Raw genomic sequence first — 14,845 nt, 5'->3', positions numbered from 1 at the left:
GCCAAGCGTCGCTTAGCGACTTAGACTACAATACCAATGAGGTAGGTGAAGATTCCCACAACCGCGCCTGCAATTAGAACAAAGACGAGTACGCGCGTGATGCCCTTTTTGAGATCTGCATTTTCTCCAAAAAAATGCCCGGCATTGAACAGGAAACCGACTAAAAAAATAACTCCCAGTATGATTGGGAATACGGTGCGGATGGTACTGGATACGTCATCAACAGAATCTTCGATTCCTCCGATTTGCGCAAAGCTGGGTACGGTGATCAGGAGCATTGCGACTGCTAGTAGAATAAATTTTTTCATAAGAATAGATTTTGCTTTAACTGCGGTTAGTAAAAATGTTTTGCGAAATCTATTAGGAAAACAAGCAGCAGGCAGAATATCCCTAAACTTTAACGAGAAATCCTGTTAAACCTTAGCGTATTCCTATTTAATGTCTGGTTTCTTTGAAAAATTTGTATTCAAATAGAAGAATATGAAACGATTAAAAGAGGTGATGTTCTTAATGCTTTTAGTAGTTCCAATATTTAGTTATGGACAGTTGAAAGGTTCTAATAAGAGCATAGTTGTTATTGACCCCGGCCACGGAGGGAGTGACTCTGGAGCACTAGGAGTTAACGGAATTCAAGAGAAGGATGTAGTGCTCAATATCGCTAAAGAACTGGTAAGGCTGAACAAAAAACTATATAGTAATACTTACGAGATCTACTTAACCCGCTATACGGATACACTGATTTCATTAAAGGATAGGGGAGTACTGGCAAAGAAGCTTCGGGCTAATATTTTTATTTCGTTGCACTGCAATCACTCCAGCAACCCCAATGCCCGGGGTATAGAAGTATATGTGGCAAATAATGGTAAGCATATTAGGCAATCTATTTTTCTGGGGTATCAACTTCAGAAAGGGCTCAGGGAGCAAATTGGTTATAAGAGTAGAGGGGTGAAATTTGCGAATTTTCAGGTGCTTCGCGAGACGGTAGATTATTGTCCGGCGGTATTGCTGGAAATTGGGTTTTTGAGTAATTGGAAAAATTACAAATATTACCAAATGCCAGAATCAATAAAAGCTTTAGCTTTAGTTACATTGGAAAGTTTAAAAGGTTATGAGAGAGTTAGTGATTGAAATTGTTAAATTTTTAAAAGACACTTTAATTAAAGTGTATAGAACATTTATAAATCTCGAACTAGATAAGTCTTTATACTGGAATCATCAAAACTCAATTTTTTTAAGGATTCTTCGTGATCATAAAAAAGAACAATATTTTTTTTGAGAGTACTTTTGGAAGACCAATATACCATACCTTGAACATCTAAATCTGCATTATATCGCATATATTCTGTTATTACTTGCGTAGGCAAATATTCAAGAACAGAATTTTTACTTTTTATGGGTTGGCTAATTTCTTCCATAAAGGTTTTCATAAAAAATATAATATCTCTAAATCGATTGTTTTCTGTATCGAAAATTGAAGGTATATCAGGAAGTCTTGTTAGGTCTACAAGCCGCAATTTCATATTGTTTTTGAATATTGCAGTTGTATAGTAAGGGCATGAGGTGCGCCTTTTACTTACTACTTCTTTTATGGTTAATTCTTTATTTTGGCTACAATAAAATAAAGAGATTCCCGCGGCATTCATTCTACCCGATGTTTTATTCATAAAGTTTGGCAATGAGGCAATATCCAAAGCTTCAGTTACGTCATTTTTTAATTGATGCTGTCTTGTTCTATATAGCTTTGAGTTTTCTGGAAGCTCAATTATCATATCATTCTTTAAAATAGCATACTGAACCTGATGAAGTATATCTGCCGGGTCAGATAAATTCCATTGTTTGAATGAATTGGGAAAATGAAAGGCAAAGCGAGCTTTATGTTTCAAAACAAATTTAAAATGATTCCATAGGTCGTGAAGGAAATCCTCTTGAGAACCAAATTCGTCTCTTTTACAATACAATTGGTCAGTTTCTAATTGACTATAAACATCTTCAAGTAGTTGGTCGTCGTCAATTCTTAAATCAAAGGGGTCATCCCACCAGACCTCGCTAAACGGCATTATATTCCCACCATAACCATATTCTGACTCTTTCTCTAAAAATCGGCTATTAGCTGGGTCTTCGTAAATGTAGTCTAGACCATTCGCTAATATTTCAAGAACTGATTCCAACTCTATGACGATCCTCTTTTTACCACAATAGGAACATTGATTTTTTTTACCATTTTCCCGTATATGGTTATTTAAATAATCATCATAAAAGTGGTTTTGACAGACAAAAGTTCCAATGTCAAAATAATACCCTTCTTCAGGGTCACCAGGGTTAAGAAATCGTTTTGTCCAAGTCATATTAAATTTGGATCTTTTAATATTACTAAATGATTAAAGTGCAAACACATTGTTCTAGATTTTTATCCAAAAATGGTCGAGAATAACTTCATCTTTTTTCCTTTTCGCTTTTGACTTGTATTGACAATGATGGGTATAATTTTTTTGTAGTTTTAGCAACTCACTTTCAATCCAGACAGGGTATAATTCTGCTATCCAAGAATTAATGTTTTTTAACCAATATTGATATTCTTCTTTTTCTATAAAGGCTAACATTCCACAATGAGAATGACCTGCACCGTGTTTTCCTAATTTAAATCGTTCGATTCCCCCATTGGGATTTCCTGTTGCCGTTTTACCTACAACGTACTCTTTTTCACGAGTACTTGAGGGTGTTGGCAAGCGTTTAGCTTCCATTACAAAAGAAGGTTTATGGTCTTTTCCTTCTTCAATCATCGAATAAAATACGTCAGGAATACCTTTAGTTTTATGATAGATATCTCTGTATTGCGCACCAACCATTAAAGATGTGGAAAGCTTTTGTAATTGAACTGTGTTTTGTGCTATGAAAACTTGGGTTAAACTATCCTCATTCCAATCGGTATTTTTATGTGTATGTATAGAATGAACGAATGGTTTTGCAGTATTAGAAATACTATCCAAAATCTTACGACGAATATCTTCCGTAGATAGGTCTATACTAAAATAAGCTTTGGCGCTTTCTTCAGGAAAATCATCGACTACCATTCTTAATTTTGATTTTTTACTAAATCAAATAAGGTCTTATCAGCATCTCTATAGGCTTTGTGAGAAAGCCAATACCTTTTTTGATTTGGTTTAACTATAACTATCGTATTGTCGGAATGATAGTACCGAACAATCCTTTGGGAATTTAATCTATTAGAAATTTGGAAATTAGATAGCGACTCAATCTCTTCAAACACATCTTTTTTCCAACTTATCTCATTTTTTGAAGATGATGGGATATATTTAAAGACTACACATATATAAGTATTGTCGTACAGCTCGCAGACTTCATCCATTTTGAAAGTTTGAATTTGGTTATTCTGTGTATCATTAAGAAGTTTACAGTATTCCAAACCATATGACTCAATTGTACTTTTAAATTCCTCACCTTCAAGTTTATCCAAGATTACAGAACGCTCACCGTGACGTAAAAAGTCTTGATAATAAGTGTTAACATCATCTATGATATTCAGATCTATTTGGCTGAAAAACTCCTTCCTGTACTCAACATATGGCAAAGTCATATAGTCCTTTTTCAGTATTGCGGAATTTAGATTTACTAATACTTGACTACTTGTACAGAATATAAAAAAACGATAGAAATCAGAGTTTCTTTCGAAATTCTTAACAATACTCCGCAAAACTTTTAAGTTATTTGTTTCAGATTTTAGGGATATTATTTTGTCTTTAAACGAAAAAGACTTTTGGGTGTTCAAAAAAACAGGCAGCTTTTCTGTGCCCATATTTTCCCATAGAATTACATTAGGATATTCAAAAAACATCCTAGGAGGAACTTTTGAAAAAACCGTAGTTTCAGAAATTGATTCTAATTGTTTATAATCAATTCCACCTGATGTAATAGCTGATGTAGGCAAAGTGTTAAATTCGTACATATAGTCTGGTTGCATTTTGCCACGAGACCCCTTTTGATAGCCTTCCATCGAAACACAATCTTCTGTTTTGAGATATTCTCCAAATGTATTTAGCACTTTTGATTTAGCTATCAAGCTTGCAATTCTACCACCACCTAATAAGTTAATTTTCCAAATGAATGGGTTGTTTATCGCATCGTTCCTATTAACAAAATGAAAATCATATTCATCTACTTCAAAAACGATACGCTCTTTTACTGCTTTAGTTCTTCTAAAGATTAAATGCAAGATATTTTTACTGAAATCAGGTTTTTCATTACGTAGAAATATAGCTGCACTAGCCACATCAGCGCCATCCCACAAACTATTGTTACGCCCCAGAGGGGTAAAATCAAGTACTTGAAGCACATTATAATTTGAAAATAACCTTTCCTTGAATTCCGTTGAACTTGTATTGTAAAGAAGACTAGAAGATTTGATTATTAGACATTGCAATCCACCAGGCTCTAAAAATTCTAAAGCTTCAGATAAAAACTTCAATGCAATTTGACCTTGCGGAACATCTATGTTTTCTTTTTCCCACTTTTTGTTATATAAGTTGAGAGCTCCACGGTCAAAAGGTGGATTACCAATAATTCTTGAAAACTTCTTCTTACTTATTTTCTTAAAGGCAGCTCTTTGTTCAGAATCTTTATCTTCATTAACTAATAAGTGCTCTATAAAAAAGTCAGAGTGTAAAATCTGATTTTCTGTAAGGTCACTAAATTTTAATTCGTTGATAATCTGTTTAGGAGAAAGTTCATCACAAAGTGCGAGACAAAGACTAAAGGCTGCAAGTTTGGTAGCCTGGTACTCTTTATCAACGCCATAAAGACAGTCTAAAATAGTCTTTAAGGTTATAATATTTGGTTGTTTAAGGTCGTTCTGTAAGCGCCACCATTGCACCAACCTTTTAAATGCCAATACAAGGAAAATTCCAGACCCACAAGCTGGGTCCAAAATAGTAAATGTCTTGATGTCAATACTGCCATATTGATTTAATGGCATAATCTCATCAACTAATAACTGCGCAAGATGGGACGGTGTGTAAAAAATACCATCTTTTTGTTTTTTCTCTTTTTGGCTAAATAAAGTATCATCGCCACCTGCTAAAAACTCTTCATAAATACGACTTATCAATTCTACGGGAATATAGCTGAATTCGTAATATCTAATAAGTTCCAGAATTTGGTTATGGCTCTCTTCTGGTCTTTTATAAGCCTTTAAAGCTTCTACAAGACCGTTTAAATTCAATGTAGGAATGAGATTTTTTTCTTCAGAATTCCACTCAAAAAGATTACCATTTAGATCGTGCTGTAAATCATCTAACAGACCAACAAAATTCCCATTAGATAAAACGTCAACAAATTCTTGGCAACTGCCATATTTTTGAAAATATTTTTGGTTAAATGAGCTATTCCCGTCTGGGTCTTTTCTTTCCTCCAGATATTTAATCATTATTGACTGAATAATAATTTTTTTTATTATTCGCTCATCTGCTTTGTAATTTGATAACGCAATTTGTTTCGCTATTTCTCTTATCCATCGGATTAGGATATCATAAGAAGAAGCGTTGAATTTAAATTTACTTTTAACACTAGATTCTTCCCAAAACGTACCTGTTTTTATCTTAACCGCAAAATTTTCATTATAAAGTTGATGTGCCTTGGCCACATTCTTTAAACTAGCTAGGTAAACGGGCTTATTGTCTTCTTGAATATGTTGTGTACAATCGAGAATTTTTATTTCCGTCCGAAAAAAGATACATACTATAGGTACAGCCCCATTACTCCATACCATTGTTTGGATGTTACTCATATGGTTCTCATCGGTATCGCAATGAGTAAAGTCGTAAATATAAATTTGAGCCTTAAGCTTATTAATTTCATTTCTAAAAAAAACTGCCGAGGCCTCGAACTTAATTGCTTTTTCAAGTTGAAGTTTTACCGATAAATCACCTATTTGCTTGTATTCATCTGTAAGAAAAAAACAATCGTTGTTTTCTTGGTTAAAACCGAGAGAATCGAGACCTTCTTTAAAAGTTTGAGATAGTTGCAAAAAAGTTTTTATTTTCTTGCAAAGATAAAATTTAGCGCTGCATTTGTGATAATAAAACTGTTCTATTTATTATGTACATATTAAATGAACTCTAAAAAATTAATTATGAAAATGGATACTCCGTAGCAAGCGAGACAATAATTAATTTAATATAAATATTATAATTCTCCCCAAACCACCGGATGCTCACTAGCAGCCTCATTAGCATTTTGCATAGTAGAATAGGTTGACCACATCGGTTTTTTTTCTGGCCATACCGCTTTACGACTAAGCCCTCCAGATGTTGCTTTAGAGAATAAATTAGGAGAGAGCAGGAGGTAGTCTTTTTGTTTTATGTTGACGCCCATACGATAGGCTCCTAAACTAAAATAGGCAGCATCTGTTCCTTTGTCTACATCCACATTAAAGCGACTGTGTTTGGTGATGTCTTTTAAGTCGGTATCTACCAAAAGGGGAGCCAGGGAGTGACAATAGGAAGGTGCGTTGAGCGTTCCCATAATGACAACATCTTTTTTTCCTTCTGAACGGTGTACGTTATAGACTTCAGCTACGCGTTGCGCTTGCTTTTTACGTTTTAGGTCTGCAAAATCTTTGTCTTTAGCGTCGCCTTGCAAATGCGCAACTAATAGATAGATTTTATTTTTTGCAGGGGTTTGAATTTCATATTCTAAGAAGTCATTTTGAAACAGTAATTCCCCGTTAGATTCTCTGTCGTATTGATGACTTTTTACAGATAGGATTTTGTAGCCATTTTTAGTCAGTATTCCCGTCTCCTTTCCGGTCTTATCATTCCCCTGAATAACGAACAATTCATCAAAGGGTTTACAATTGAATTCGGGCAGTAGTTGGCTATTGAATTCTGACAGCGAAGCTTTGTCTTCAATCTCTTGTAATACGAGTATATCAGGATCAACTTCTGCTATTACCCGAGCCTTATGGTTGATCGCTGCAGAAGTAATGGGAATGGTTTGTAGGGCAACCCATCCATTCCAATCGGTCAATTCGCAGGACTGTAATTCTTTAGAATAATTCATTCCTTTTAAAAATAAAAAGCCTGCTCTTTTGCGCATCACAGCATAAGGGGTTTGATACGATTTATCAAAACCGAGCAAAAAGGAAAGTTCGCGCATACGATTGGTATCACTATAACTGTAATCTTTTTTTCTGATTAACGAATCCAGTTCAGCAACCCAATCTGAAACACATTTACTGTACGATTTTTGGATCGCGCTTCGATCTCTGTGAAATAGGTTTTGAATATTAAAAGTGGCTAGTTTCATGTTATTTGCGTTTATCGTTTGTGTTTTTATCAAAAGGGATTAGGTTAAAGAGTTCCCGCATTCTGCTGCGCACCCTGCTTCCGTAACGTTCTTCAAGCTCCTCGGCATTTAGATTTGTTGTGGCGTGGGTTTTTATCTTTGATTTTGTTTTTAGGTAAAGCTCATAACGAGACAGTAACACTTCGCCCATCACGTTACAATCCCTACTGTAATGACTACCTAAAGGTTCAACACCCAGATCGTCAAAGCACACAGCGCCACTATCACCGAAATCCTCGATGGTTTTATAACCCAAATGGTTAAAACCAAATACAACGTTGCGACAAGGGGCTATTAAATAGGGAGGCTGCAAGGGAACGAGGTATTTTAATAGCTTCATTAGGCTGGTTTTACCACAACCTATGGGACCCGAAAGCAAGACTCCTTTATCCGGATCAATTCCGTTTTTCCTGCAGTTTTCTTTGTCTTTGATGAAGTAATGGCAAAGCTTAAGAATCACTTTTGTGTCCTCATCATAGATTTTGAATTTATTACTAAAAAGCAGTTTGCCTTTGGCATTTAAATAAATCAGAACCTTGTCAAAATCGTAATACACGTTTTGCCCGTCAAACGTCCCAAGCGAGTATTCCACGCCACCTTCAATAATTTTAGAGGGGTTGTCCATAATTTTTAGTGTTAATGGTTTTGAGGTTGTCCCGATTTTGAGACACTTCAGTCACTTTTTGTTCTTTTTTTATTTCATCGGCTTTAAGCATCCAGTTTTCGGCTGATGCCTTCCAATCCACAATTTTTATTTTGCCTCCTATCTTCCATCCAATCGCGGTATAATGATTGAAAAATTTACTTCCCTCAAGCAGTGACCAATGTTTGTTTTTAAAAAAATCTAAAACCTCATTTTCATTTTTGGGTAGCTTAGGTTTACTATAGTTTTCTTTTTGTTTTTTACTGTTTGTATTAGGTACTAATGCTTGTCCCAAAAGTTGTTCATCACTCGTGCCAGTACTTGGATCAGAAGTCATATCAGTACTTGTACTGAATTTGAGCATCTTTATCTGGCTGCCCTTATAAGGATTATGGGAAGGCAAATAGAATATGTATTTCCAATGATGCAATTGTTTTAGGCAACGGTGATAGGTTGCTTTTGAGCCTATTTTAGCCATAGACATGACGTCTTCACGATTAATAAAAAACACTTCACGAAAGCGGTTGATGTTCCAATACTGAAATAAGGCTACGTAAAGGCTTATATGAGTGGGGTTCAACCTGGAATCCATCGAAAATTGCTGGAAGACAGCATTGAGGTGTCTTATGTAGTTCATAGATACTAATCGGTTTTGAGATCAACTCGATTGGCTGTTAGTACAGCTTGAATTTCTTCGGCATCGTAGTAAATAATTCCTCCAACTTTGGTAAAGGGTAGGGTTCTATTAACTCTTAGGTTTTGTAAGGTTCCGGGGCTTACTTGAAGCAAATCCATCACTTCTGAAGATTTGAGGTATTTTTTAAGTGTTCCTTTTGACTGTTCTGATAGTAAGTTTTTAATGGCATCGAGTAATTCAAGTTTGAATTCCCTAAGATCATCTGAGGTAATAATAGTAGCTGGCATAGTAGAACGTGTTTTAAAAGAAAGGGACTATCAGGATTAACTCATTTTGATTGATAGTCCCAATCAAGGTTTGACTTTCGTTCTACGAATTTGGGGGGATTTGTGCAGGATTGTTCCCAAGGAAACCGGAGCTCCGGTCAAACTTTAACAGTCTTTAAAATCAACTATTTAAAGACTAATTTGAGGAAATCTCTAAAAATATAGAGCACAAGAAAGGGTCTAATTTATTTTTCCGGGTGTAAACAGGAGTGGGGTATTTAGAGATCGTCTTTGTCCATCGCATAGTTTAAATTCATGGCTAGCTCGTCCAGGAATTTGGTTCTGCTTTTTTTACGGGATTTGATTTCGGAAAAGGTCTTATAGACATCACCGGGATCTAGTTCAAAAAAGCTTCCCAGTGCCCGGGCTATTTCGATGATATCGGCTGTACCCTTATGAATGACCTTGGTATGGTAGAGCGCATAAATGAGTTCGATAAGATCGGTACGCGAGCCGCTCCAATTCAAATGCGGGGAGTCAGCATAGGAAGTAGGGGTATGGGTTAATTTATCAAGCCTGGCGCTGAGGTAATCAGATATTAAGTCAGTGCTGCGTAACTTTGCAGTTAAATAATCGCGGGGCGTATTGTAGTTTCTACTGAGGTGCGCACTAAGATCATCTGGATCAAAAGGGAGGGGTTGCCGGCGTAAAAAGTAGATGTGGTCCAAATGGGTCTGCTTTGATTTCAAATAATAAGCAAATCCTATATGACGCAGTTTAAACTGATGCTGTGTATCCAAAAGCTCTTTGTAATATCGTTTTAGAGTTTTAAGGGTATTTACCGGCTTTTCGTGTTCCAATTGAATAAGGTATCGATAATACAGATGATAACCCAAAGCAACGGGCTTTATATGTTTAAAAAAGTAGATCTCTTCTGCTTCCTCCAGATCAGGTCTACTTTTAAAGTCCTGCTCTAATTGATTGAAAAATTCGGAAACATAGGATAAACAGATTTGGTTAAGTTCCTTCTGATAGGCGTATTGCTTTTGAAGCTTTTTTAATTTTTTCTTAAATTCTTCTAAATGCTTGTCGCATACCATAACTTCTCCCTTTAGAACTAGAAATTAATAGGATTTGATGAGATTTAAAGGATTTTGAGAATGGTTGTTACATCCATTTATAAATATGAAGTCTTTAGGTAGTATATATTTATAAAATTGAATCTCCAAAAGGGGTAAATAAAAAAACAGGCCAACCCCCTAGAGTTGACCTGCTTGCTAACTAAAATTTAAATTTAGTTTTAGGGGTGTAGTTGAAACTTCAAAAAAGGACAGCCTTTCACTAATTGATTTAAGGCTTAAGATTTATTCAATTAACCACATCACCTCGTTAATATTATCCCCATTGGAAAACTGACGGTTGATCGCATCGTTTAGGTTTGTGGGATTGTTTACAGTTTCATTTTGGGGATACATAAAACGTTTTGGGATAAGGCCGTTATTTAAAATTCCGCCACCATCAACATTAAACTCTGGAAAACCGGTTCTGCGCTGGTCATAAAAAATTTGCCATCCGGTATTTAGAAATAATGCAATGTGTTTTTGGGTTAAAATACTGGCCACATCGTTGTTACTTTGCAATTGAATACCAGGTTTAGCCAGATAAGCTGCAGTATTTGTAATTCCATAATAATTCATGGAGGCTTCTATACCTGCTTTATAATAGGTTTCTGTAGGAGTGGTGACCCAACCACGTGCTGCAGCTTCTGCTAGCGTAAATTGCAATTCTGCATAACCCATTAATAAGGAAGGTTCATTGGTAGGCGTATTGTAATAGCGGGGATTAATTCTCGAAGCTTCACCGCTAACTGCTTTTGCACCGTTATCACTTAGAGGTGCACTTCCGTAAAGACCTCCATAGGCCGTAAAATCACTATCAGCTGCTGCAGAGGCGTTGGGTTTTTTATCTGCGAATGTAAATAAGCGCGGATCCTCAAAATTTTGCAAACGCTCTACAAACGATTGCTCCATATAATAAGCAGTTTGTAACGAGTTACTATTGAATAGGGGGTACCTGTTATTCTGAATATCTACATACACCAATGCGGCATTATCAGCATTTGATTCAAAAATAGGATACTGCCCCGGATTGTTTACGATCTCATTAAAACGGGTAATCACTTCTAAATTTGGATTTGTTGTTTTCTTAGAAAGACTCATCAAAACTCTTAGACTATAACTGTTTATGAGTTTGTGCCATTTGAGTTTATCACCCCCATAGATGATATCCCCGCGTATCGCCTCATCATTTTGAGCCAACTCCAGTGAAGCACTTTTTAAAGAATCTAGAATAGCTTTGTATATAGACTCCTGATTGTCGTAAACCGGCATATATAAACCGTCTTCAGCTTGTACAGCTTCAGAGAAAGGTACATCGCCAAAAACGCGTGTGAGTTCTACAGTGTAATACGCATTAAAGAATTTAGCTAGAATTTGATAGACTTCAATGTCACTGCGTTTCGATTCTTCAACCATTTTTTGTACCTGCTTGAGGTTGTCATAATTACCAAAACCTGCCCGTTGCCAGTTGTAATATTGATATGGATCTGTACCATCTGTAAAAGTAAGTTGCCTACTGGCCAGTGCCGCGTTAAGACTTACAGTATTAAAGGCTGAAGTTTCTATATTGGTCAGTAATAAATCAGGACTTACCTGTGTTGCCCGGTTGGGATCATCTTGTAAATCTTCTACCTGAGAGCAACTTGCTAAAATCAGTAGAGAAAGAATAAGGATGTATTTTTTCATGTTCTTTAGTTTTTTGAAATTAGAATTTTGCATTGATGTTGAAACCCAAATTTCGGGTTGCTGGTGCCTGAAGATTATCTACGCCAGAATCGGGGTCAACATTTGGTATTTTTGAAGCAAGCCAAAGATTACGACCTACCAGAGACACATCAAGCGCTTTGAAAGGCGTACGTTCTAGAAAGGCCTCTTTAAACTGGTACGTAAGTGTTACCTCTCTCAATTTGATAAACGTCTCTTTGTAGAAATGATAGTTCTTATTCTGATAATTGCTGGTGGTCTGCATAAAACTGATGTAGTTCGCCGGTACATCATTAGGCGCATAGGTGCGGGTATCTTCGGTGATGTTTCCGTTTACATCATAACTCACAGCACCTCCGGTTACTACCACGCCCTCGCCTACATAGGTGTTTTCACCATTAACAGCATCTTCTCTAAACTGGTTTACCGTTCCTTTTGAAGTACCACCCCACCACATTTTTTGATTGGTAGTTGAGTACATTAATCCACCCAAACGACCGTCAAATAGCAAGGAAAGCGATAGGTTTTTATAGTTCAGCGTATTTGAAATACCATAGGTCAAATCGGGTTCATCATAACCAATAAAACGATCATAAGGATCTGAAACGGGCAGACCGTTTTCAAAAATAACCTGACCGTCTGCGTTGGTTTGGTAAACGCCATAATAGATTTTATCGGTACGGTCACCAACTTTGATATAGCCTTCAGTCTGTTCCCGATCTCCGTAAATTTCTTCCTGATACCTGCGGTAATGACTGAGGTTTATTTGGGTTGACCAACTGAAGTTTTCTGTTTTTACAGGAGTTGCATCAAGCGTAGCTTCAATACCTTTTCGTTTAAATTCATTCCCATTTAAAAGAATACTTGAATATCCCGAAGCATCAGAAATAGGACTGTAGATAAGGTTGTTGTAATCACGAGCCTCATAATAGGCCAGATCAAGACCTAAACGATTCTTAAGAACTCTAAAATTCGCACCTATTTCCCAGGTATCTGAAGTTTCAGGCTCTAAGTTGGGAGCTAGTAAATTAGTACCAAAGTAGGTTGATGGCGTTCCATTCCAGGTGGTTCCCTTTTCGTAAGCTAAAATATAATTGTAGGGATCATTTCCTATTTTTCCTTCAGAAACACGCGACCAGGAACCTCTCAATTTTGCAAAGCTTACCCATTCTGGCAAATCAAAAAGGCTATTAAATACCAAGGAAGCAGATGCTGAGGGGTAAAAGAAGGAGTTGTTGCCATCAGGAAGTGTAGAGACTTTATCGTTACGACCGGTTAGCGACAGGTAAAATGCATTGTAAAATTCAAGATCTACAAAGCCGTAAAAACTGTTTATGGTCTCTTTTTCTTCACGGTTAGAGCCAAACAGGGTAGCCCCTGCGTTATTTGCCAGATTGTAAAAACCCGGAACATTCAGCCCATCTGTAGATTGCGAGGTGTTTTTTGAGTTGCGGTAATAATTTACGTAAGCAGCTTCTGCAGTTAAACCAAAATTGTCTGAAAGTTTTTTCTCGTAATGCAGACCGAGATCAGATGTGATGTCAAAATATTCAGTTTGTGCGATGGAGAAATTCCCGCGTGATTTTGCGCCGTAACCAATGTAACTTTTGGGTTCTTTATAATCGCGGTACAAACTGTATTCATTTATTCCTGTTCTTCCTTTTAGACTCAGACCGTCTGTAATATCATAGTTAAAAGAAGCATTCCCGTAAACATTGGTTTTGTTGTATCCTCTTAAATATTCATACGCCTGAAAATACGGGTTGTTGTAATACGAGATGTTGAAGTGACGCTGTTGAATCCCTTCCTGACCGGGTCTCCAGTAATTTTTTAAATCCTGAACGTCAACATCGGTTCCCGTCCATAAAATGAGGTTGTATAGGTAATTGGTGGGGCCGTAACCTACTTCAGGGAAGTTGCTGGTAAATTGTTTGTTATACGTTAATGTTCCATTAATGGTCAAACGGTCTGAAGGTCTAATGGTACCGGCTACGTTAAAAGAGGTGTTTTTCAAATCGGTACTGGGTACAATTCCTTTCTGGTAATTATTAGAAAGCGACATGCGTACGTCTGCCTTATCATTTCCCCAACCTACACTCACATTGTTAGATTGTACAATACCCGTCTCAAAAAAGTTTTTTATGTTGTCTTTTCCTCTTGATATATAGGGTATTGGGATTAGTTCTCCGGTTGCGGGATCTATAGGACTGTTGTACTGTGTTGTTTCAAAAAAACCACTGGCTGTTGCAGGATCTGCCTGGTCCAGGCGGGGACCCCAGATCCAGCCGCCACCTTCAGTACCTGAGCCGCTACCGTTTCTGTAAGCATAAACACCGCGGTTTCCGTTTCCATAGGTTGTTTGTACATCGGGAACGCGTATAAAATCGGTTTGAAACAAAGTCGAATTGTTAAAACTAACGCTCAGTTTTCCTTCTTTACCGCGTTTTGTTGTTATCATTATCGCACCATTTCGTCCCACAGAGCCATAAAGAGCAGAGGCCGTAGCCCCTTTAAGCACACTTATACTTTCAATATCATCTGAGTTTACCTTCCAGATATCAAGTGTGCGGTCTGGGATACCATCTATCACTAAAAGTGGCGTTGCACCCCGTAATTGAATGGTAGGGTTTTGAAAAAGGTCTGTGGAGTTTTTAATGTTTAAACCGGCCACACGACCTGAAAGCTGGTTGATAAAATTAGGTTCTTTTGCTTTTTCCAGTGTTGTGCCTTCAACTTCCTGAACAGCGTAACCCAGAGCTTTTACTTCTTTTCTAATGCCCAAAGCAGTCACAACCACAGCATTAAGTGCTTCTGCATCTTCATTTAAAGTGACCATCAGATTGGTTTGATTGGTTATCGTAATACTCTGCTTAGCAAAGCCGATGTAGGAGAATTGGAGGACCTCCCCAGGAGCTACTTCAATAGAGAAATTCCCATCAAAATCGGTTACAGTACCGCGTGATGTTTCGGGTATCATTACGGTTACACCGCCCAGAGGAATTCCGTTAGGGTCTTTTACGATTCCGTTTACTTGCTGCTGGGCAAAGCCGACGATTGAAAGCAGGAAAACTAAAAAAGGTAGGAGTTTGTTCATTTTTGAGTTTGATTTGTTAGATAA

At 37.0% G+C, this 14,845-nt stretch carries 12 protein-coding genes; 1 reads left to right on the top strand and 11 read right to left on the bottom strand.

What is annotated here, in order from left to right; all coding sequences use genetic code 11:
- Positions 1 to 20: 20 nt before the first annotated feature.
- Positions 21 to 308 (bottom strand): hypothetical protein, encoded by a 288-nt coding sequence (locus tag P164_RS06430; RefSeq protein ID WP_028375617.1) that lies wholly within the window; start codon positions 306 to 308, stop codon positions 21 to 23.
- 172 nt (positions 309 to 480) lie between these two features.
- Here P164_RS06430 and P164_RS06425 point away from each other — a divergent pair, with 172 nt between their 5' ends.
- Complete coding sequence (locus P164_RS06425; RefSeq protein WP_028375616.1) at positions 481 to 1,128, top strand: N-acetylmuramoyl-L-alanine amidase; 648 nt, start codon at positions 481 to 483, stop codon at positions 1,126 to 1,128.
- A gap of 47 nt (positions 1,129 to 1,175) precedes the next feature.
- On the opposite strand, the gene P164_RS06420 is transcribed toward P164_RS06425, so the two are convergent.
- The 10 genes from P164_RS06420 to P164_RS06375 all read right to left on the bottom strand — a co-directional run bounded on the left by P164_RS06420 (position 1,176) and on the right by P164_RS06375 (position 14,821).
- Positions 1,176 to 2,345: a HEPN-associated N-terminal domain-containing protein gene (locus P164_RS06420; protein WP_028375615.1), complete on the bottom strand. Its 1,170-nt coding sequence runs from the start codon at positions 2,343 to 2,345 to the stop codon at positions 1,176 to 1,178.
- 54 nt (positions 2,346 to 2,399) lie between these two features.
- Positions 2,400 to 3,071, bottom strand: a complete 672-nt coding sequence (locus P164_RS06415) for a hypothetical protein (RefSeq protein ID WP_028375614.1) — start codon at positions 3,069 to 3,071, stop codon at positions 2,400 to 2,402.
- Between the two features lie 2 nt (positions 3,072 to 3,073).
- A complete protein-coding gene (locus P164_RS06410; RefSeq protein WP_028375613.1) occupies positions 3,074 to 6,040 on the bottom strand; it encodes a class I SAM-dependent DNA methyltransferase in 2,967 nt (988 codons plus the stop codon).
- Positions 6,041 to 6,198: 158 nt separating this feature from the next.
- Positions 6,199 to 7,320 (bottom strand): hypothetical protein, encoded by a 1,122-nt coding sequence (locus P164_RS06405; protein ID WP_028375612.1) that lies wholly within the window; start codon positions 7,318 to 7,320, stop codon positions 6,199 to 6,201.
- Position 7,321: 1 nt separating this feature from the next.
- Positions 7,322 to 7,984 carry an ATPase gene (locus P164_RS06400; protein ID WP_028375611.1) on the bottom strand — a complete coding sequence of 221 codons (663 nt, stop codon included), beginning with the start codon at positions 7,982 to 7,984 and terminating at the stop codon, positions 7,322 to 7,324.
- Positions 7,968 to 8,480 (bottom strand): hypothetical protein, encoded by a 513-nt coding sequence (locus P164_RS06395; RefSeq protein ID WP_316930189.1) that lies wholly within the window; start codon positions 8,478 to 8,480, stop codon positions 7,968 to 7,970. The genes P164_RS06400 and P164_RS06395 overlap by 17 nt, the downstream gene beginning before the upstream one ends.
- Positions 8,481 to 8,644: 164 nt before the next feature.
- Entirely contained in the window at positions 8,645 to 8,926 is a 282-nt protein-coding gene (locus P164_RS06390) for a helix-turn-helix domain-containing protein (RefSeq protein ID WP_028375609.1), read from the bottom strand.
- 257 nt (positions 8,927 to 9,183) lie between these two features.
- Positions 9,184 to 10,005, bottom strand: coding sequence for an RteC domain-containing protein (locus P164_RS06385; protein WP_035899383.1), 822 nt, complete (start codon positions 10,003 to 10,005; stop codon positions 9,184 to 9,186).
- A 264-nt stretch (positions 10,006 to 10,269) separates the two neighbouring features.
- The gene (locus P164_RS06380) at positions 10,270 to 11,709 is read right to left on the bottom strand and encodes a SusD/RagB family nutrient-binding outer membrane lipoprotein (protein WP_028375608.1); all 1,440 of its coding nucleotides are present in this window, start codon (positions 11,707 to 11,709) and stop codon (positions 10,270 to 10,272) included.
- 19 nt (positions 11,710 to 11,728) lie between these two features.
- Positions 11,729 to 14,821, bottom strand: coding sequence for a SusC/RagA family TonB-linked outer membrane protein (locus P164_RS06375; RefSeq protein ID WP_028375607.1), 3,093 nt, complete (start codon positions 14,819 to 14,821; stop codon positions 11,729 to 11,731).
- Between the last annotated feature and the right edge of the window lie 24 nt (positions 14,822 to 14,845).

This window comes from Leeuwenhoekiella sp. MAR_2009_132 (assembly GCF_000687915.1).
GTDB lineage: Bacteria > Bacteroidota > Bacteroidia > Flavobacteriales > Flavobacteriaceae > Leeuwenhoekiella.
Note: the sequence above shows the minus strand (reverse complement) of the source record. Positions and strands in the feature narration are given on the sequence as shown.

Excerpts from the sequence above, each read along its gene's own strand:
- P164_RS06430 (WP_028375617.1), bottom strand. The coding sequence starts at position 308 with ATGAAAAAATTTATTCTACTAGCAGTCGCAATGCTCCTGATCACCGTA.
- P164_RS06390 (WP_028375609.1), bottom strand. The coding sequence starts at position 8,926 with ATGCCAGCTACTATTATTACCTCAGATGATCTTAGGGAATTCAAACTT.
- P164_RS06380 (WP_028375608.1), bottom strand. The coding sequence starts at position 11,709 with ATGAAAAAATACATCCTTATTCTTTCTCTACTGATTTTAGCAAGTTGC.
- P164_RS06405 (WP_028375612.1), bottom strand. The coding sequence starts at position 7,320 with ATGAAACTAGCCACTTTTAATATTCAAAACCTATTTCACAGAGATCGA.
- P164_RS06415 (WP_028375614.1), bottom strand. The coding sequence starts at position 3,071 with ATGGTAGTCGATGATTTTCCTGAAGAAAGCGCCAAAGCTTATTTTAGT.
- P164_RS06385 (WP_035899383.1), bottom strand. The coding sequence starts at position 10,005 with ATGGTATGCGACAAGCATTTAGAAGAATTTAAGAAAAAATTAAAAAAG.
- P164_RS06400 (WP_028375611.1), bottom strand. The coding sequence starts at position 7,984 with ATGGACAACCCCTCTAAAATTATTGAAGGTGGCGTGGAATACTCGCTT.
- P164_RS06425 (WP_028375616.1), top strand. The coding sequence starts at position 481 with ATGAAACGATTAAAAGAGGTGATGTTCTTAATGCTTTTAGTAGTTCCA.
- P164_RS06420 (WP_028375615.1), bottom strand. The coding sequence starts at position 2,345 with ATGACTTGGACAAAACGATTTCTTAACCCTGGTGACCCTGAAGAAGGG.
- P164_RS06375 (WP_028375607.1), bottom strand. The coding sequence starts at position 14,821 with ATGAACAAACTCCTACCTTTTTTAGTTTTCCTGCTTTCAATCGTCGGC.
- P164_RS06395 (WP_316930189.1), bottom strand. The coding sequence starts at position 8,480 with ATGGCTAAAATAGGCTCAAAAGCAACCTATCACCGTTGCCTAAAACAA.